Origin of the sequence: Cupriavidus sp. DL-D2, assembly GCF_039710735.1 — a bacterium.
Classification (GTDB): domain Bacteria; phylum Pseudomonadota; class Gammaproteobacteria; order Burkholderiales; family Burkholderiaceae; genus Cupriavidus.
In genome coordinates this window covers 20,727-39,389 of sequence record NZ_JBDKXK010000065.1, presented here as the reverse complement: position 1 = coordinate 39,389, position 18,663 = coordinate 20,727, and the positions used below count along the sequence as shown (strand labels likewise).

The following is an 18,663-nucleotide window of genomic DNA, read 5'->3' as shown; positions in this document are numbered from 1 at the left end:
ATTCGTGAACCTGTCCGATATCGCGGTGGTTGCCACCACTGCCACCAAGACCGTCTCCACCACGTGCCCATACTGCGGCGTGGGGTGCGGCGTGCGCGCCACGGTGCGCGCCGATGGCCAGGTTGAAGTCCAGGGCGACGCCGACCATGCATCGAACTTCGGTCGCCTGTGCGTGAAAGGCTCCGCGCTTGGAGACACAGTCGACCTCGACGGCCGGCTGCTGCATCCACAGTTCCGCGATGCCGATGGCACGCTACGTCGCGTGAGCTGGAACGATGCGCTGGATCGCGTCGCGAATGGCTTTGCGGACGTGATTGCTCGCCATGGTCCCGACGCCGTGGCGCTCTACGTCTCCGGCCAGATCCTGACCGAGGACTACTACGTCGCCAACAAGCTCATGAAGGGCTTTATCGGCTCGGCCAATATCGATACCAACTCGCGGTTGTGCATGTCATCGGCCGTGGCCGGCCACAAGCGCGCGTTCGGTGAAGATCTGGTGCCGTGCAACTACGAAGACCTGGAATCCGCCGATCTCGTCGTGCTCGTTGGCTCGAATACCGCGTGGTGCCATCCGATCCTGTTCCAGCGCCTCATACGCGCCAAGGAAGCGCGGCCCGAGATGAAGATCGTGGCTATCGATCCGCGCCGCACCGCCACGTGCGAACTGGCCGACCTGCATCTGCCGTTGCGCGCGGGCACCGACGTGCGGCTGTTCAACGGGCTGCTGTCGTACCTGTCGCGGCATGGCCATGTGGATCAGGCGTTTGTCGAGGCGCACACCAGCGGATTCGATGACGCTCTGGCCGCCGCCGACTTGGAAACCAACGAGATCGCCGCGCTCGCCCGCGCGTGCAAGCTCGATGCGCAAGACGTAGAGACCTTCTTCGCGCTATTCGCCGGCACCGAGAAGGTCGTCACGGCGTTCTCGATGGGTGTGAACCAGTCATCGTCGGGCACGGACAAGGTCAACGCCATCGTCAATTGCCACCTGCTGACGGGTCGCATCGGCCGCGCCGGCATGGGTCCGTTCTCGCTGACCGGGCAGCCCAATGCGATGGGTGGGCGCGAAGTGGGCGGCCTCGCCAACATGCTGGCGGCGCATATGGAACTGGCGAATCCGCTGCATCGCGACATCGTGCAGGATTTCTGGCAGTCGCCGCAAATGGCCGATCGCCCCGGCCTCAAGGCCGTGGATCTGTTCCAGGCCATCGAGCAAGGCAAGGTGAAGGCCGTGTGGGTCATCGGCACCAACCCCGTGGTGAGTCTGCCCGATGCCGATCAGGCACGCCGCGCGCTGGCGCAGTGCGAACTCGTGGTGGCTTCCGACATCGTTACCCGCACCGATACCAATGACGCTGCGCACGTGTTGCTGCCTGCGCTGGGCTGGGGCGAGAAGGACGGCACGGTCACCAACTCCGAGCGCCGCATCTCGCGCCAACGCGCGTTCCTCTCCGCACCGGGCGAGGCTCGCGCGGACTGGGACATCCTCTGCGATGTCGCGCGTCGCATGGGCTTTGCGGGCTTCGACTATGCGGGCCAGCATGAAATCTTTGACGAGCACGCGCGCCTGAGCGCGTTTCGCAATGGTGATGCCGATGATCGCCACGCCCCGCGCATGTTCGATATCGGCGGCCTCACCGGTCTTGGCGAGGAAGCCTACGACGAACTCGTACCCGTGCAATGGCCGCTGCGTACCGCCACCGCGCCCGGCACGCAACGTCTGTTCGAAGACGGACGCTTTGCATTCGGCGATGGCCGCGCGCGCTTTGTCGCTACGGCTGCCCGCGCACCTGCGAACAGCGCGGACGATGATTTCCCGCTGATCCTGAACACGGGCCGCGTGCGCGACCAGTGGCACACGATGACGCGCACCGGCCGCGCCGCGCGACTGGCCGATCACCTGCCCGAACCCTTCGTCGACATGCATCCGCAAGACGCGCTGCTATGCGGCGTGGGCGAAGGCAAGCTCGCGCGCGTGACCAGCCGATGGGGCGCCATGGTGGCGCGCGTGCGCTTTGGCGGCGGCATCCCGCGCGGCAGCGTGTTCGTGCCGATCCACTGGAACAACCAGTTCAGCTCCGACGCGCGCGTGGGCGCCGTGGTCAATCCCGCCGTCGATCCGGTCTCGGGCGAGCCCGAGTTCAAGCACACGCCGGTACGCGTGGACGAGTTCCGCGTCTCGTGGCACGGCTTTGCACTGAGCCGCAACGCGCTGCCTGCCGACGCACTGACGTACTGGACGCGCATCCAGGGCAAGCAATTCCACCGCTACGAATTTGCGGGCCGCGATGTGGTGACCGACCGCACGGCCTGGGCGCGCGCACTGCTCGGGGTGCAGGACCCGGATGCCGACTGGCTCGAGTACGAGGATCGCACGGCAGGCGTGTACCACGCGGGCTACGTGGTCAATGACCGCATCGAGGCCTGCGTCTATATTTCGACGCGCGCCGAACTGCCATCGCGCGCGTGGCTGTCGCAACTGTTCGGCCAGGAACGGCTGGAAGACGCGGACCGCATTGGCCTGCTGCTCGGCCAGCCCCTGGAAAAGACCGCCGATGCAGGACCCACGATCTGCTCCTGCTTCGGGGTGGGACGGAACACGATTTGCGATGCAGTGCGCAAACACGACCTCAAGACGCCCGCCGAGATCACGGCCTGCGTGAAGGCCGGCGGCAACTGCGGCTCTTGCGTGCCAGAGCTTCGCAAGCTGCTGGTGGAGATCCGCGTCACGGAAGTGGCGTAAGGACAGCGCAGGGGAAGCGTGAAGTCGGGTACAGGCGGCGCTGTTCCGGTGCCGTCTGTATCTTGACAATCGAGGAGCCAGCCTTAAAGCTATGGGGCTTCGCGTGCCCACGCGCCCTCCTCGCGGAACCATCATGACCACCCTGACCCTGCCCACTTACGCCGACGTCGAAGCTGCCGCCGGCCGCATCGCCGGTTACGCCAACCGCACGCCAGTCAACACCAGCCGCACGCTCAACGACCTGCTGGGCGCGGAAGTGTTCTTCAAGTGCGAAAACTTCCAGCGCATGGGCGCGTTCAAGTTCCGTGGCGCGTTCAACGCGCTGTCGCGCTTTTCCCTCGAGCAACGCAAGGGCGGCGTGGTGGCGTTTTCTTCGGGCAATCACGCACAAGGCATCGCGCTGTCCGCCAGGCTACTCGGCATGCCCGCCACGATCGTGATGCCGCATGACGCACCCGCTGCCAAGGTAGCGGCGACCAAGGGCTATGGCGCCACCGTGGTCAGCTACGACCGCTACACGGAAGACCGCGAAGCCATCGGCCGCGAGCTGGCCGAAGAACACGGCATGACACTGATTCCCCCGTTCGACCACCCCGACGTACTGACGGGCCAGGGCACGGCGGCCAAGGAATTGTTCGAGGAAGTGGGCAAACTCGACGCATTGTTCGTGCCGCTGGGCGGCGGCGGCCTGCTCTCCGGCACCGCACTGTCCACGCGCGCACTGGCGCCGGACTGCAAGCTCTATGGCGTGGAACCCGAAGCCGGCAACGACGGCCAGCAATCGTTCCGTAGCGGTTCCATCGTCCACATCGATACGCCGAAGACCATCGCCGATGGCGCACAGACCGGCGCGCTGGGCAACTACACGTTCGGCATCATCAAGCGCGATGTGACCGATGTGCTGACTGCATCGGACGCCGAACTGGTGGAAGCCATGCGCTTCTTTGCCGAACGCATGAAGATGATCGTGGAGCCGACCGGCTGCCTGGGACTGGCCGCCGTCCTCCAGCAAAAGGAAGCCCTGCGCGGCAAGCGCGTGGGCGTGATCATCAGCGGCGGAAACGTGGATATTGCGCGGTTTTGCGAGTTGCTGGGTTAACTGCTGACCGCCTCCCTCGCTGGTTTGCTCCCCTCTCCCGCATAGCGGGAGAGGGGTTGGGGGGTGAGGGCCGGAGGTTCTGCTTGCCGACCACGTCGCAATTTGATCCGCTTGCCCTCTCCCCCGCCCCTCTCCCAGAGGGAGAGGGGAGAAAACCGAGGGGAGAAAAATGACTACTACTCCCCCACCTTCACCAACCCATCCGCCCGGAACATCGCCTTGATACCGCGCACCGCCTGCCGGATGCGGGATTCGTTTTCGATCAGGGCAAAGCGCACATACTCGTCGCCGTAGTCGCCAAACCCGATACCCGGCGAGACCGACACCTTGGCCTTTGCCAGCAACTGCTTGGCAAACTCCAGCGAACCCAGCGCGCGGTACGGTTCCGGAATCCGCGCCCAGATGTACATCGACGCCTTCGGGATATCCACCTGCCAGCCCGCCTCGATCAGTCCGCGCGCCAGTACGTCGCGGCGTGACTGATATTGCGCGGCGATTTCCTTCACGCATGCCTGGTCGCCTTCGAGCGCGGCGATGGCGGCCACCTGCACCGGCGTGAACGTGCCGTAGTCGTGATACGCCTTGATGCGCGTCAGCGCGGCCACCAGGTCGGGGTTGCCCACCATGAAGCCGATGCGCCAGCCCGCCATGTTGTAGCTCTTGGACAGCGTGAAGAACTCCACGGCGATGTCCTTGGCGCCGGGCACCTGCATGATCGACGGCGCCTTCCAGCCATCGAACACGATATCGGCATAGGCCAGGTCATGCACGACGAAGATGTCGTGCTTGCGCGCCAATGCGATCACGCGCTCGAAAAAATCCAGTTCCACGCACTGCGCCGTAGGGTTCGACGGAAATCCGAGCACGATCATCTTCGGCTTCGGATAGCTGCCACGGATGGCGCGCTCCAGTTCCGCAAAGAAGTCGATACCCGGCGCCAGCGGCACCGAACGGATATCGGCACCGGCAATCACGGCGCCGTAGATATGGATGGGATAGCTCGGGTCCGGCACCAGCACCGTATCGCCGCGATCCAGCGTCGCCAGCATCAGGTGGGCCAGACCTTCCTTCGAACCGATGGTGACAATGGCTTCCTTGTCCGGATCGATCTCCACGTCATAGCGCTCTCGATACCAGTGCGAGATGGCGCGACGCAGGCGCGGAATGCCTTTCGATGTCGAATAGCCGTGCGTATCGGGCCGCTGCGCGGCATCGACGAGCTTGGCGACGATATGCGGTGGCGTGGCCCCATCGGGGTTGCCCATGCTCATGTCGATGATGTCCTCGCCACGGCGGCGGGCGGCCATCTTGAGCTCGGCGGTGATATTGAAAACGTACGGGGGAAGGCGATCGATGCGCGCAAAGCGGCGCTTGCCGGAATCGGCAGTCATGGAGAGATCCTTTACGTAAGCGCCCGGAACCGTCCGAGCGACGTCGTGACCGCTGTCTAGGTCACTGGGGATCGATCATAGCCATCCGTGCGCATTTTCACAACTGGCCCGTGACACCTAGATGAGTCCGCCCGGCACGTTGACCGGCCGATCGGGCGGCAGGTTGCGCACGGTGCAGTCCAGCGCGTCGGCGTTCTCCTTGTTGCCGCCAAAGGTGGCGGCGATGGAGTCGCGATATTGCGGCACAGAGATGCGGTTGTAGTAGAGCCGCGACGTCTGATCCAGCCAGTAGACGTAGTTGCTGTCGCTGTCATCGGAGCCGCTGCGCAGCCACTCGCCCATGGGCTGGCCGCCCAGCCGCGTGTTGGCGCAGACGTCCTGGATCTTGTCGAGATACTTGTTGAGACCGTGCGCCTCGTAGTTGCGCACCGAATCCGGTGCGCATGCAGCAAGGGCAAAACAGGGGATGGCGGCGATGAGCGACAACCGGCGGAGACTGGGCATGTCAGGGTTCCATGTCGATGGGCATGCCAAACAGTGTAGTCGGGCACGCGCATCCGTGCTTCCGCATCCGCCCGCTTGCTTCAGTCGTCGATCGTTTCATGCACGGCAGCATTGCCATGCTTCCAGTAGGCCGAGGCGCGGATGCGCTTCTTGTCGATGCCCCGCTCGCCCACCAGGTACTGCCGCACGTCGCGCATCGCGGCGGCCTCGCCGGCAGCCCATACGTAGCCCTCGCCTTGCGGCAGGGTCAGTGTGCGCAGCGCGGGCAGCAACTGGCTGCCTTCCGGCTCGCCCCCGCGATAGACCCAATGAACCTCGACATTGGCGCTCGATGCCAGCGCAATGCGCGCCGACTCGTCACCCACCTCGGCTACCACCACCACGCGCGCATCCGGATTCTGCTGCGTGATGTCTTCCACGCGGCGGCCAATGGCAGGCAGCGCGGTGTCATCGCCAATCAGCAGATGCCAATCGAATCCAGTGGGAATCACGAACGATCCGCGCGGGCCACCCACGCCGAGGTACTGCCCCGGCTGCGCCTGCGCGGCCCAGGTGGATGCGGGGCCATCGCCGTGCAGCACGAATTCGATATCGAGTTCCAGCGCAGCGGCATCGTAGCGGCGCGGTGTGTAGTCGCGCGCCTGCGGGCGAGGCTGGCCTTCGGGGAACACGACGCCGTCGGGGCCTACCTGTGGCAGCACCGGCTTCTCATCGCCGGGCGCGGGGAAGAAAACCTTGATGTGGTCATCGAACGATGCGGATACGAATTCGGCCAGATCATCGCCGCCCAGCGTCACGCGCAACAGTTGCGGCGACATCTGCCGGGTGCGCAGCACCTTGAGTAAGCGCATCTTGAGCGGATGGCGCACACGTTGCACGGTCAGGTCGCGGGGTTCAGTCATATTCAAGCCTCCGGGTTCGGGTTCGATGCATTCGTCGCGCCTTCGATCTCGTCGGCAGCGCGCTCCAGGATGGCCGCGATGCGGCGCTGTTCGTCGGCGGACGCGCCGCTGCGCATCATCATTGCCTGCTTGAGACGGCCACGTGCACGCGTGAGTTCAGGCGCCCAGCCGCCCTCTTCAGGCTCGCGCTGCGGCTGGCCACTCATGGCGCGGCGCATGAAATCCATCTTGCGCGCCACGTGCTGCAGGCGGGCCACCATTTGCTCCAGACGCTGGCGGTTCTGGGCCAGGTATTCGCGGCCGGCATCCGACAGTTGATAGCGCTTCTTGTTGCCCTCGGTATCGACCGTGGCATAGCCCACGTCTTCGAGGTACGTCAGCGCGGGATACACCACGCCCGGACTCGGCTTGTAGAAGCCACCGGTGCGGGTTTCCAGCGCCTTGATCAGTTCGTAGCCGTGCGAGGGCTTTTCGTCGAGCAGGGATAGCAGCAGCAGTTGCAGATCTTCCGCGCTGAACTTGCGGCCACGGCGCAGGTTCTCGCCGTCGAAACCGCTTCCATCGCCCTCGCCACCGTCGAATCCGCCGCCTTGCGACCAGAACCCGCCGCCGCGCACCATGGCGAAAAGACCGTGCATATGACGATGCAGCTTGCCACCATGGCCATGATGATGACCGTGGTGAGCGCCGTGATGTCCAAAGTGATGTCGCATGGAATAGCTCCGTTATGTCGTAAGACGTATCGTAAGATATATATCGTACGATATAAAGTCAAGGGTTGATCTGCATGCGCCGCCCGCGATTGACGCTGTCATAATGCAAGTCACTTCGACCGGAGGAGACCCATGCCCGACAAGAAAGCCGTGCTCGTTGTAGGTGCTGGAGATGCGACAGGCGGTGCCATCGCGCGCCGTTTCGCGCGTGAGGGATATATCGCGTGCGTTACGCGCCGCAGCGCCGACAAGCTCGCGCCCCTCGTCGACCAGATCCGCGCAGAAGGCGGCGAAGCCCACGCCTTCGCCTGCGATGCGCGCAAGGAAGAAGACACCGTGGCGCTCATCGCGCGCATCGAACGCGAGATCGCACCACTGGAAGTGGCGATCTTCAACATCGGCGCCAACGTCAATTTCCCGATCCTCGACACCACGTCGCGTGTGTATTTCAAGGTCTGGGAGATGGCCTGCTTCGCCGGCTTCCTGATGGGCCGCGAGGCTGCGCGCGTGATGGTGCCGCGCCAGCGCGGATCGATCTTCTTCACCGGTGCCACGGCCAGCACGCGAGGCCGCGAAGGCATGTCGGCCTTTGCCGGCGCCAAGCATGCCCTGCGCGCTCTGGCACAAAGCATGGCGCGCGAACTGGGACCGAAGAACATCCACGTCGCCCACCTGATCGTCGACGCGGCCATCGACACGGCCTTCATCCGCGACAACTTCCCAGAGCGCTACGCCACGCGCGAGCACGACGGCATCATCAACCCGGACCATATTGCGGATACGTACTGGATGCTGCATCAGCAGCCGAGGGATGCGTGGACGCATGAACTGGATGTGCGGCCGTGGGTGGAGCGGTGGTGATTCACCGATAACCCTCCGCTCGCGTAGAGTCTGATCTAAGGACCGCACGAAATAGGTCTCAGGTCCGCTAACACGTGGCTCAAGTCCGCCACTAGCTCTGCGAACCGAACGATACAAGCTATGTCGTTCGCGAAAAACAAATTCCCTGGATCTGGGCCTCCTCCGTCCTCCCCTCCCGCATTCTCCGTTTCCACGCTTCCCCAGCCCCGAGCGCGAGCGAAGCCTTCCCTTGCCCCCATCGCTGGAAACCGAAAACCCGCAGCACTGGCAGCCTTTCGCAGTTCATCTGCTCAGCCATATGAGCAATGAAGAATTTCGGAGATTTACGATTTACGCATCCAAAAATGAACGGAAGAATGCATTCCTTTAAGTTTAATGATTCGCATTCTCATTTGCGATGGTGACACCATCCTGATTGGGCTATATGGAACAAACAGACCAGGCAACAATGGAAAATTCCCTGTTCCGCCATGAGGCATTAACTGGCGGACGAGAGAATTGGCTGGGGAATGTGCTACTGCATGAGCCATGGAGTCACTCAGTCATCGCAATCATCGCCATCTCTTTTGTGGCGATGATTGCAGCCTTTTCCTACCTTGGCACATACACCAGGAAGGCAACTGTTACTGGGTTATTGATACCCGAACAAGGCCTCCTACGACTTGCTGCAAGCGAGAAAGGCGTTGTCGCAGAGGTGAACGTAAATGAGGGGCAGAGTGTTGCAACTGGGGATGTGCTCTTCGTCGTATCCGATGAGCGTCTCAGCAATACCGGTAGCTTTCAGCGTCAAGTCTCCAAGCAATTGGAGCAACGAATCCACCTGCTGAATCGCAGTCGCGCCCTCGCAACCGAGCGCGCGGATATTCAAGTTCGGACGCTGGACGGCAGAATAAAATCCATCGATGAGGAACTTGACCGTTTCAACGACGAGTTAAGGCTTTCCCAGAAGCGAATCCAGTTAGCCGAGGCTCACATGGAACGCCAGAGAGAGTTGGTCGCAGCGAAGTTCATCACCATTGTGCAACTCCAGAACGCCGAAGCAGAATTGTTGGCATTGAAAGGCCAGCATCAGGCACTGATACGGAGTCACAAGAGTACCCAACGTGACCGGATGGAACTGCTGTCCGAACGGACGGGAGTCGATCTGCGCCGCAAGAGTGATTTATCTGAAATCGACAACGGAATCGCCGTTGTTAAGCAGGAACAGGCGGAAAACGATCTCCGGGCCGGGCAGATCAGCGTTGCTCCGTTTGACGGGAAGATAACGGGAGTAAGTATTCAACCCGGACAACAATTGATGCCCGGCACACTACTCGCTAGCTTGATTCCTCACGATGCCAAGCTAGTAGCGCACGTGTACGTCGCCTCGAGCCAAATCGGTTTCGTCGAGGCAGGACAGTTGGCACTAATGCGGTATGCCGCGTATCCCTATCAAAAATTCGGCACTGCGAAAGCAACAGTCTTGGACGTGGCAAAAAGCCCTTACGCCCTTCAGGAATTGCCGGTGCACATCGCGGAAACGCTGAGCAGCACCGCGCGAGCCTCCGAACTGTTTTATCGGGTCACACTTGCGTTGGAATCGCAGACCTTCGAAGTATATGGCGAGCCACAATCACTTCGGGTGGGAATGCTGGTGGAAGCGGATATTATTCAGGAAAGACGTAGACTCTTTGAATGGATATTCGAGCCCATTTACGCCATCGGGGCAAGAATTTTCCACTGAACCAATTTAACGCGGCGTTATGCCATATCACGCGACTCAACCACGCTCAATCCACGAACAAATATATATGGAAAAAATCCTTAAAAGCAGAATCACCGCAGTATCCGGCTGGGGGGTCGGGATAGTCATACTATTTATATTGTTTCGAGGAAAAATTGAATTAGTCGGGGAGCCAGCAAGATTCACAGATATGCTTCTGACGATGCTAGTCGCCATATTTTCTCTTTTGCTAGCAACAGCCATCTCTATTGGTAATAACAACACGCAAAATCCAGCGTTCGAGTGGAATCAAAATGGGTGGCTGCGAAGGATTCTATCTCCTTTGATTCCCGCACTCGCGATCATTATCGGCTGGCTAATTATGACACTTTCTAAAACCGAAACGGTTGTACCTATGGCAACCGCAACGCTGGGAGCCATCATCTCAGGTGCAGGGTGTGTAATTTCATATTTTTCAATTGTGCGTATCTTTCGGAAAAATAAGATATGAGAGAGCTTAGCGTTCAAGACATGGAATTGGTGGCCGGAGGCGATGACAGTGCAGGAAAGGCAGCGGCCGCAGGCGTTGGCGGATCCGTTGGCGCTGGACTGGGCAAGGCAGCCGGCGGTGTCATCGGTGGCTTTGTCGGCGGCCTTGCAGGCGGGTTGGTAGCTGGCCCTGGGGGAGCCATAGTTGGTTATATCGGCGGACGTGCAGGAGGCCAGTATCTCGGCGGCGGCATCGGAGCCGGTCTTGGTGGTTATTTTGGCGGCGAGATCTACGACATGGCGGGAACGAACTATGGTAATGCCGCCGGTACGAACTACAACTGATCCGTTCCAGGATAATTTTCCAGACCAAGTGAGTGGTCCTAAATATGCCTATAAATTTCAGTATTTCTTCGCACGATTTTCGAAACAACTATCAAGAGCGCAAGCCATTTCTTATGCCCGGCGCCCTACCCGTAGATGCAGTCACCTGGCGCGACGTGAATGGTATTGTAGAACGTGCCAACGTCGCATCAGATGACTTCAAGATTAGTTACGATGGAATCCGCCCGAAGGGCGAATATATTGAAAGTTGGTGGGACATAGGAACACTACGTCACCGACTAATTAGAAGTGTTGTTTACGATTACATGCAAAAGGGAGCAACACTAATCTCAAACAAGATATACGGAGAAGAAAAGGTAAGCCAAATATCCAATGAGATCAGTAATTTTACAGCGAGGCAAGTTGTAAGCAGTGTTTATGTGGCATTTGGCGATCGGAGTTCGTTCAAGTGCCATTGGGATACGCGTGACGTTTTCGCGGTACAGATCATTGGCCGCAAACGATGGCTAATCTACAAACCGTCTTTCGAATTTCCGCTTTATACGCAGCAAAGCAAGGACTATGGTCATTTGTATCCCTGTCCCGATAGTCCGTACATGGACGTCATCCTGGAACCGGGGGATATCTTGTATTTACCGCGAGGATGGTGGCACGACCCTTTGCCGCTCGGCGAACCAACGGTACATATTGCCCTCGGCACCGTCCCGGCATATACAATGGACTATTTATGCTGGTCCGTAAATCAAATGTAAAATAATCTGCATTCGCGGCGGTCGCTCTCCGAATGGAAGGAAGACTACATATCACTGACATCAGTCGTTAAGCAAATGAACGAATTTATTTGCGATCGGGATAACTATGAGCGCTTCCTGAATGAATTCACCGCAGGAAGTCGCGTTGAATCCCCTCTGTCTCTTGAAGTTTTTGGTAACCCATCGGCAGGGCCCTTGCCTGACATAGCCACCTTTTTCCTGAATTCCAACAAGGCACATGGGCTAGATAAAAACTACATCATTGCAAACGGAACGAAATTAAGCATGGATGACTCCGGCGCCGAGTTGATCCGATTTATCACTGACCATCCACGTGCCACCCTTGCGGAGATCATTGAACACTCCGGCACTCCAGAGGCGCAGATCCGAGAATTGATCACGCAGCTTTGTCGTAACGATATCCTGGGTATGATCTTTTAGAAGGATTCTTGGCATGCGAAAACGTAGCATGAGAGCTGTATTGCAATCCGGCTCTCAGGAATGCGGCCTTTCATGTCTTGTTATGGTTGCGGAGTTCCATGGACTAGATCTGGACCTGCGTGCTGTACGCCAGAAGTTCTCCGTCTCGGTCAAAGGAGTAAATCTGCCACAATTGATTAGGTATGCAGACGCTCTGGGTTTTCAATGTCGTGCATTGAGGCTCGAACTCCATGAAATGAGCAAACTTCTGCTCCCTTGCATACTGCACTGGGACATGAATCATTTTGTCGTGCTAGAGAAGATTCACGGCGACAAAATATCGATTATCGATCCAGCGACCGGCCGCCGGACTATGACGCTTCTAGTTGCATCAAAACACTTTACCGGTGTCGCGTTGGAGATGACGCCGGCCACAAATTTCAAATCCGCACGCGGCCGCCCCAGGATACGCCTTCGCGATCTTACCCTTGGCGTCAGGGGACTAAAACGATCGCTAGCCAGCATCTTTGCTATAGCATTCGCCTTGGAGATACTAGGCTTAATAATGCCATTGACCACACAATGGATCGTTGACGGCGCACTCGTTTCGGCGGATCGAGAGTTATTGCTGATTGCAGTTGTGGGCTGCGCCATTCTTATTCTGATTGAGTTCGTTGTACGAATGGCGCGCGGTTGGATTGAACTGCAGTTGAATCAGCAACTAGCGCTGCAATGGTCGACGGCGCTTTTTAGTCGCCTTCTGCGCCTCCCTTGGCCATTCTTCGAGAAGCATCATCTCGGGGATATCAGTAGTCGTTTTCAATCTCTGTCCGCTATACAAGCCACATTAACCAGTGGTGTCGTTGTGGCGGTACTGGACGGAGTGCTCGGCGCAGTTACTCTAGCCATGATGCTGGCGTACAACGGCACCTTAACCGGGATCGTGGTAGCTGCAGTTCTGCTCTATGCCGCTGTTCGTCTGTTTTTTTATGAACCGCTCCGAAGAGCAGCTGAGGAGCGAATTGTCATGGCGGCACGAGAGAGTTCGTATTTTCTCGAGACTATTCGAGCCATACAGGCGTTGAAGCTGTTGAATCTTGTCTCGTTACGTATGGCCACGTGGCAAAATCTCATCACCCGCCTTCAGAATCGAGACGTCAATACGCAAAGAATCATGCTGGTCTTTGGTGGCGTCAACACCCTGATCTTGGGGTTGGAAAGCTTGGCGATCTTGTACGTCGGTGGCATAGCGGTTCTTGACCGCAGTCTGACACTGGGAATGTTGTTGGCTTTCATAGCCTATAAAAGCCAATTCACACGTCGCATGAGTAAGCTGGTTGACGTGGCAATTGAGATTCGAATGCTCTCCTTGCATACCGAGCGTGTGGCCGACATAGCCCTCGAGAAACCTGAACCAGAGTACAAAGCTGGATACGAGACCCATAGGATCGAGCCGTCTATAGAGTTTCGTGACGTGTCTTTCCGCTATGCCGAGGGAGAACCGTGGATACTTCGCAATCTGTCGCTAATCATCGACGCCGGCGATGCGATTGCAATTGTGGGTAGATCAGGCTGTGGCAAGACGACTTTGTTCAAGCTGCTATTGGGTCTTCTGATGCCAACGGAAGGAGAGATTTTGGTTGGAGGAATTCCCGTACGCCAACTGGGCCCTCGAACGCTTCGTGATCTCATTGGAGCAGTCATGCAGGACGATCAATTACTCGCTGGATCCCTAAGTGAGAACATCGCCGGTTTTGATCCCGATGCCTGTCAGAGCCAGATTGAGGAGGCCGCAATCATCGCTCGGATCCACGGCGCTATTATGCGCATGCCGATGGGATATCAAACTCCTGTAGCAGAGCTCGGCGCTGGTTTATCAGGGGGGCAAAAGCAGCGAGCACTTCTTGCCCGTGCGCTCTACAGAAAACCCCGCATTCTGGCCTTGGACGAAGCGACCAGTCACTTGGATTTCCATAGCGAGCAGCATATCGTTCAATCACTGCATCAAATGAAAATGACCCGAGTCACGATCGCGCACAGACGAGAGACGATTGCATTTGCAAAACGTATCGTCTGCCTCGAAAAAGGACAGATCGTAGAGGATGTCCGAGTCGAATGACGTGAGCGGTGTAATTTTTTGGATAGCTAGCTTCCGAGAGATGAAAACTCGAACACGCAATGGCACTGCCGATGCTGGTCCTATGCCGAGCCGTTGTGTTTCTAGACTTGTATGGTCTTAAATTTCCGAACCCTCCCAACTCCCAGAGAAAATGAGGACCCCCATGCCCCACCAAGTCCACTTCTACTTCGACTTCGGCAGTCCCTATTCCTACCTCGCCTATCGCGAACTGCCGCGCATTGCGGCGCGCACGGGTTCGACCATCGTCTGGAAGCCGATGCTGCTGGGTGGTGTGTTCAAGGCCACGGGCAACCATAGTCCGATGGAGATCCCGGCCAAGAGCGACTGGTCGAAGCTCGATCTTCGCTGCTGGGCCGAGCGCTACCACGCGCCTTTCCAGCACAACCCGCATTTTCCGATCAACACGCTGGCACTGATGCGCGGCGCGATCGGTTATCAGCGCAAGGGCGAAGCCGAATTCCTCCGCTATGTGGAGGCGATCTTTGCTGCGATGTGGGAGAACGGCAGGAACCTGAACGATCCGAACGAGATCGGCAAGGTGCTGGTGGCGGCGGGATTCGATCCGCGCGAGGCGCTGGCGATGCTGGACGATCCCGAGGTCAAGGCCGGGCTCAAGCAGGCCACCGAGGAAGCCGTGGCGCGCGGTATCTTCGGCGCGCCGAGCTTCGTGGTCGATGAAGAACTGTACTGGGGCAATGACCGGCTGCTGTTCGTCGAGGAACGGCTGGCCGGTCGATAACTCACGTCAGGCCAGACGGAACGTGCCCACGGCGGCGGCCAACTGGTTCGCTTGAGATTCGAGCGAATCTGCTGCAGCCGCAGCCTGCTCTACCAGCGCGGCATTCTGCTGGTTGACCTGCTCCATTTGCGACACGGCCTCGCTGACCTGCGTGATGCCGCTGGACTGCTCCAGCGACGCCGCCGAGATCTCGCTGACCGTACTCGCCAGCCGCTGCACAGCGGATACGATTTCCTCGATCGTGCTGCCGGCCTGCTCCACCTGGGCGCTGCCCGCATCCACCTTGTTCACCGAAGAATCGATCAGCGTCTTGATTTCCTTTGCGGCGTTGGCGCTGCGCTGGGCCAGGCTGCGCACCTCGCCCGCCACCACGGCAAACCCCCTGCCCTGCTCGCCCGCGCGCGCGGCTTCCACTGCCGCATTCAGCGCGAGGATGTTGGTCTGGAATGCGATGCCGTCGATCACGCCGATGATGTCGACGATCTTCTGCGAGCTCGAGTTAATCTCGCTCATCGTATGGACCACGCCACGCACCACCTCGCCACCGCGCGAGGCCAGGTCGGCCGCGTTGCTCGCCAGTTCGGCGGCGTGCGCCGCGCTCTGCGCGTTGTTGCCCACGGTCGAAGTCAGTTGCTCCATGCTGGCCGCCGTCTGTTCGAGCGCCGACGATTGCTCCTCTGTACGCGACGACAGATCCGTATTGCCGGCTGCGATCTCGCGCGCGCCGATCGTCACGGCATCCGAACCCGTGCGCACCTTGTTCACGGTCTGCGTCAGGCCCGCCTGCATGCGGGACAGCGCGTCGAGCAACTGGCCGATTTCGTTGCGGCCCGCCTTCGGCACGTTGATGGTCAGATCGCCATCGGCCACGCGCATGATCAGGTCACGCGCCTGCATCAACGGCGCCACCACCAAACGGCGCAGTGCTACGTGGACCATGACGATCAGCGCCACGGACATGACCAGTCCCACGCAAACCAGCACGATCACACGGCGCAGGCGCGACGCATCTTCTTCCATCGCCGCATCGTTCAGCTTCGTTGCGTACTGCTGAAACCGCTCCACGCCGGCCGAATACCTGGCGCCGGATGCCGTGATGTCGCGGTCGTTGATAGCCGCGTAGCCATCTGGATCGCCGTTGCGCAGCGCTTCCAGCCCGCGCTGCACCACTTCCATATGCGAACGGCCCGCGCTGACGATTTCCTCGCGCGTGGAAGCATCCTGCTGCGGCAAGGCTGCGGCCTTCTCGAATTCGTCGAGTTCGGTCTTCGATTTGCCGAGCGATTTCTCCGCGCTGGCAATTGCTTCGGCATTGACCTGGCCGCTGGCCTTGGCCGAGCTGTACGCACGCGTCAGCGCGGAGCGCACGCGGGTCATGTTCTTGTAGGCATCGTTGATCAGCAACGCCCGCGTGGACACCGCATGCACGCTGCCGGCGGCCTGGCTGGCCGCACTCAACTGGCTGACGCCGAGCACGGCGCCAAACACAATCATCAAACCAAAAATCACAAGCGTCGCCAGCAAGCCGTGGCGAATACTGAGGTTGTTCATCAGGGGGGCTCTACTCGTAAGGGGTCCGACCTGCCTTAACGTCGCCCACCTTTAATTCTTGAGCGTCTACTCTCACACGTTTGAGTTACATCAATTTCAGCACTTGAAAGCGCCGATTGATGCACCCGAATTGCCTGGAAAACGCCTACACATAGGCGATGAGACGCCCTGCGCAGATGACCAGGAACCACGTCAGGATCGACAGTCCGGCGCACGCGCGAGCCATCGGCGGCGGCGCACGTTGCGTTTCCCACGCGCCGTTGCCGTGCAGCCGGCGATACGGGCCAAGATGAAACCATGCGGCATTGAGCAGCCCGAGCAAAATCAGCACGAGCTTGATCAGGAAGGCGCGATTGGTGATCAGTTCATCGGCATGCGCGATGAACAGCAAGGCGCCGCTGACCACGATGCAGGCAAATCCCACCATCGACGCTGGCAATGCGTGCCGCAACAGCGTGGTCACGGGCAACTGACGCCCCAGTCCCGCCAGCCGCAGATCCACCACGACGATGGCCCCGAACAGCAGCGCCATACCGCTCAGGTGCAGGATTTCCGCAGCGGGATAGGCCCAGGGCGACGCGCGCAGCCAGACCGCGAGCGGCGCGTCAGCAAGCGCAGCCGCCCATGTAGTCCAGGTCAACGCAATTCCACGGTCTGGCCACCGTCGAAGGTGATACGTTCCACGCGCATTTCGTCGCCCTTCTCCTTGCTGGCATAGCCCACCAGCGTCACCTGCTTGCCCACGGCAACTTTCTCTGCCGATGCGCCGCGCGATTCCATGCGCGAGATGGGCGCGAGGATTGCCAGCCAACGTTTGCCCTGCACGTCGATGCGGATGCTGGCGTGGGGATTCTCGTAATGGGTTTCGACGATCTTGCCGGTCACGGTCAGCGGCTTGGTCTGGTCATAGGTGGACCAGCCGTGATGTGCGAGAGCGGGAACTGCGGCCATCGACATGGCAGTGACGGCGGCGATGCGAAGAACGGAACGGCGCGACATGGCGGACATGAGCGAACTCCGGTTGGCAAACACGCTGAAGGCGGCGCCTGAAGGCGGGGGCACTCCCCTATCGTAGAGGACATGCCATGGGGCGCCAAGGCGAAGTATGCCGCACGCCGTGTTACGCTGCACTCCGCCCCAACCCTCTGTGTCCCTCCTCGCCATGTCCTTCGCCTTCGATCTGCCTCCCGCCGCGCGTATCGGCCAACCTGCCGAATCCATCGATACTCCCTCCCTCGTACTCGACCTCGCTGTCTTCGAGCGCAATGTCGAGCGCATGCAGGCGGCGGCCGACAAAGCCGGCGTGAAGTTGCGCCCGCATGCCAAGGCCCACAAGACGCCCGATATCGCGCTGGCGCAGATTGCACGCGGCGCCGTGGGCATCTGCTGCCAGAAGGTCAGCGAGGCGATACCGTTTGTCCGTGCCGGCGTGCGCGACATCCATATCAGCAACGAAGTGGCTGGCCCGGCCAAGGCCGCGCTGCTGGCCGAACTGGCCCGCCATGCGCACCTGAGCGTCTGCGTGGACGATCTCCGCCAGATCGACGCGCTCGCCGCCGCCACGCAGGCTGCCGGCAGCCAGCTCGATATCTTCGTGGAAGTCGATGTCGGCCAGGGCCGCTGCGGCGTGGCCGATGGCGATGCGGCATTGCCGCTGGTCGAACGCATTGCCGCACATTCGCAGTTGACGCTGCGCGGCCTGCAGGCGTACCACGGCGGCATCCAGCATCTGCGTGGCTGGGATGAGCGGCGCGAAGCCGCCGCACGCGCCGCGGACCGCACCGGCAACGCCGTCGCGCGGCTGGCTGCGGCGGGTGTGCGCTGCGACGTGGTCACTGGCGGCGGCAGCGGCAGCGTGGAATTCGACCTGTCCAGCGGCGTCTATACCGAGATCCAGCCCGGTTCGTACGTGTTCATGGATGCCGACTACGGCAGCAACGCCTACACCGGCACGATGCGCTTCGAGCACGGCCTGTTCATCGCCACGGCCGTGATGAGCGTGGCAGCAGGAGATCGCGTCGTCGTGGATGCCGGCCTGAAATCGATGGCTGTCGATTCGGGCCTGCCGTGGATCTGGGAGAAGAATGCACCGTCAAACTCGCTCGACTACGTGGCGGCCAACGACGAGCATGGCATCGTCAGGCCGAAGCAGGAAGGTGCTGTGGACGCGCTGCCGCCGCTGGGCAGCCGCATGATGCTGGTGCCGGGCCATTGCGACCCGACGCTGAATCTCTATGACGAACTCGTGGGAGTGCGGGATGGTGTCGTGGCGTGCATCTGGCCGATTTCGGCGCGCGGACTGAGCCGCTGAA

The 18,663-nt window shown here is 60.1% G+C and carries 18 protein-coding genes; 11 read left to right on the top strand and 7 right to left on the bottom strand.

Annotated elements, in window-relative coordinates:
• Window positions 1-4: 4 nt before the first annotated feature.
• Both ABDB81_RS25550 and ABDB81_RS25545 read left to right on the top strand, forming a co-directional pair.
• Window positions 5-2,743, top strand: a complete 2,739-nt coding sequence (locus tag ABDB81_RS25550; RefSeq protein WP_346813938.1) for a molybdopterin-dependent oxidoreductase — start codon at window positions 5-7, stop codon at window positions 2,741-2,743.
• A 133-nt stretch (window positions 2,744-2,876) separates the two neighbouring features.
• Window positions 2,877-3,842, top strand: a complete 966-nt coding sequence (locus ABDB81_RS25545; protein ID WP_346813937.1) for a threo-3-hydroxy-L-aspartate ammonia-lyase — start codon at window positions 2,877-2,879, stop codon at window positions 3,840-3,842.
• Window positions 3,843-4,018: 176 nt separating this feature from the next.
• Here the strand turns inward: ABDB81_RS25545 and alaC are convergent, their stop codons facing one another.
• The 4 genes from alaC to ABDB81_RS25525 all read right to left on the bottom strand — a co-directional run bounded on the left by alaC (window position 4,019) and on the right by ABDB81_RS25525 (window position 7,277).
• Window positions 4,019-5,233 carry an alanine transaminase gene (gene alaC / locus ABDB81_RS25540; protein WP_346813936.1) on the bottom strand — a complete coding sequence of 405 codons (1,215 nt, stop codon included), beginning with the start codon at window positions 5,231-5,233 and terminating at the stop codon, window positions 4,019-4,021.
• A 117-nt stretch (window positions 5,234-5,350) separates the two neighbouring features.
• Entirely contained in the window at window positions 5,351-5,737 is a 387-nt protein-coding gene (locus tag ABDB81_RS25535; RefSeq protein WP_137925412.1) for a hypothetical protein, read from the bottom strand.
• An 80-nt stretch (window positions 5,738-5,817) separates the two neighbouring features.
• Window positions 5,818-6,639: a siderophore-interacting protein gene (locus ABDB81_RS25530; protein WP_346813935.1), complete on the bottom strand. Its 822-nt coding sequence runs from the start codon at window positions 6,637-6,639 to the stop codon at window positions 5,818-5,820.
• Window positions 6,640-6,641: 2 nt separating this feature from the next.
• Complete coding sequence (locus ABDB81_RS25525) at window positions 6,642-7,277, bottom strand: PadR family transcriptional regulator (RefSeq protein WP_346813953.1); 636 nt, start codon at window positions 7,275-7,277, stop codon at window positions 6,642-6,644.
• 207 nt (window positions 7,278-7,484) lie between these two features.
• On the opposite strand from ABDB81_RS25525, the gene ABDB81_RS25520 reads away from it, so the two are divergent.
• The 8 genes from ABDB81_RS25520 to ABDB81_RS25485 all read left to right on the top strand — a co-directional run bounded on the left by ABDB81_RS25520 (window position 7,485) and on the right by ABDB81_RS25485 (window position 14,800).
• Window positions 7,485-8,213: an SDR family oxidoreductase gene (locus tag ABDB81_RS25520; protein WP_346813934.1), complete on the top strand. Its 729-nt coding sequence runs from the start codon at window positions 7,485-7,487 to the stop codon at window positions 8,211-8,213.
• A 424-nt stretch (window positions 8,214-8,637) separates the two neighbouring features.
• Complete coding sequence (locus tag ABDB81_RS25515; RefSeq protein WP_346813933.1) at window positions 8,638-9,936, top strand: HlyD family efflux transporter periplasmic adaptor subunit; 1,299 nt, start codon at window positions 8,638-8,640, stop codon at window positions 9,934-9,936.
• A 67-nt stretch (window positions 9,937-10,003) separates the two neighbouring features.
• Window positions 10,004-10,426 (top strand): hypothetical protein, encoded by a 423-nt coding sequence (locus tag ABDB81_RS25510; RefSeq protein ID WP_346813932.1) that lies wholly within the window; start codon window positions 10,004-10,006, stop codon window positions 10,424-10,426.
• A complete protein-coding gene (locus ABDB81_RS25505) occupies window positions 10,423-10,749 on the top strand; it encodes a hypothetical protein (protein ID WP_346813931.1) in 327 nt (108 codons plus the stop codon). The genes ABDB81_RS25510 and ABDB81_RS25505 overlap by 4 nt, the downstream gene beginning before the upstream one ends.
• 44 nt (window positions 10,750-10,793) lie before the next feature.
• A complete protein-coding gene (locus tag ABDB81_RS25500; RefSeq protein WP_346813930.1) occupies window positions 10,794-11,501 on the top strand; it encodes a cupin domain-containing protein in 708 nt (235 codons plus the stop codon).
• A 75-nt stretch (window positions 11,502-11,576) separates the two neighbouring features.
• Window positions 11,577-11,942 carry a hypothetical protein gene (locus ABDB81_RS25495; protein ID WP_346813929.1) on the top strand — a complete coding sequence of 122 codons (366 nt, stop codon included), beginning with the start codon at window positions 11,577-11,579 and terminating at the stop codon, window positions 11,940-11,942.
• A 13-nt stretch (window positions 11,943-11,955) separates the two neighbouring features.
• A complete protein-coding gene (locus ABDB81_RS25490; RefSeq protein WP_346813928.1) occupies window positions 11,956-14,040 on the top strand; it encodes a peptidase domain-containing ABC transporter in 2,085 nt (694 codons plus the stop codon).
• 163 nt (window positions 14,041-14,203) lie between these two features.
• Window positions 14,204-14,800, top strand: coding sequence for a 2-hydroxychromene-2-carboxylate isomerase (locus tag ABDB81_RS25485; protein ID WP_137925416.1), 597 nt, complete (start codon window positions 14,204-14,206; stop codon window positions 14,798-14,800).
• Window positions 14,801-14,806: 6 nt separating this feature from the next.
• Here ABDB81_RS25485 and ABDB81_RS25480 read toward each other — a convergent pair whose 3' ends face one another.
• The 3 genes from ABDB81_RS25480 to ABDB81_RS25470 form a co-directional block, all read right to left on the bottom strand.
• Complete coding sequence (locus tag ABDB81_RS25480; protein ID WP_137925417.1) at window positions 14,807-16,351, bottom strand: methyl-accepting chemotaxis protein; 1,545 nt, start codon at window positions 16,349-16,351, stop codon at window positions 14,807-14,809.
• Between the two features lie 145 nt (window positions 16,352-16,496).
• Window positions 16,497-16,991, bottom strand: coding sequence for a DUF6644 family protein (locus ABDB81_RS25475; protein ID WP_346813927.1), 495 nt, complete (start codon window positions 16,989-16,991; stop codon window positions 16,497-16,499).
• Window positions 16,988-17,350: a DUF6152 family protein gene (locus ABDB81_RS25470; RefSeq protein ID WP_137925446.1), complete on the bottom strand. Its 363-nt coding sequence runs from the start codon at window positions 17,348-17,350 to the stop codon at window positions 16,988-16,990. The genes ABDB81_RS25475 and ABDB81_RS25470 overlap by 4 nt, the downstream gene beginning before the upstream one ends.
• A gap of 163 nt (window positions 17,351-17,513) precedes the next feature.
• On the opposite strand from ABDB81_RS25470, the gene ABDB81_RS25465 reads away from it, so the two are divergent.
• Complete coding sequence (locus ABDB81_RS25465) at window positions 17,514-18,662, top strand: DSD1 family PLP-dependent enzyme (RefSeq protein ID WP_346813926.1); 1,149 nt, start codon at window positions 17,514-17,516, stop codon at window positions 18,660-18,662.
• Window position 18,663: the final 1 nt, after the last annotated feature.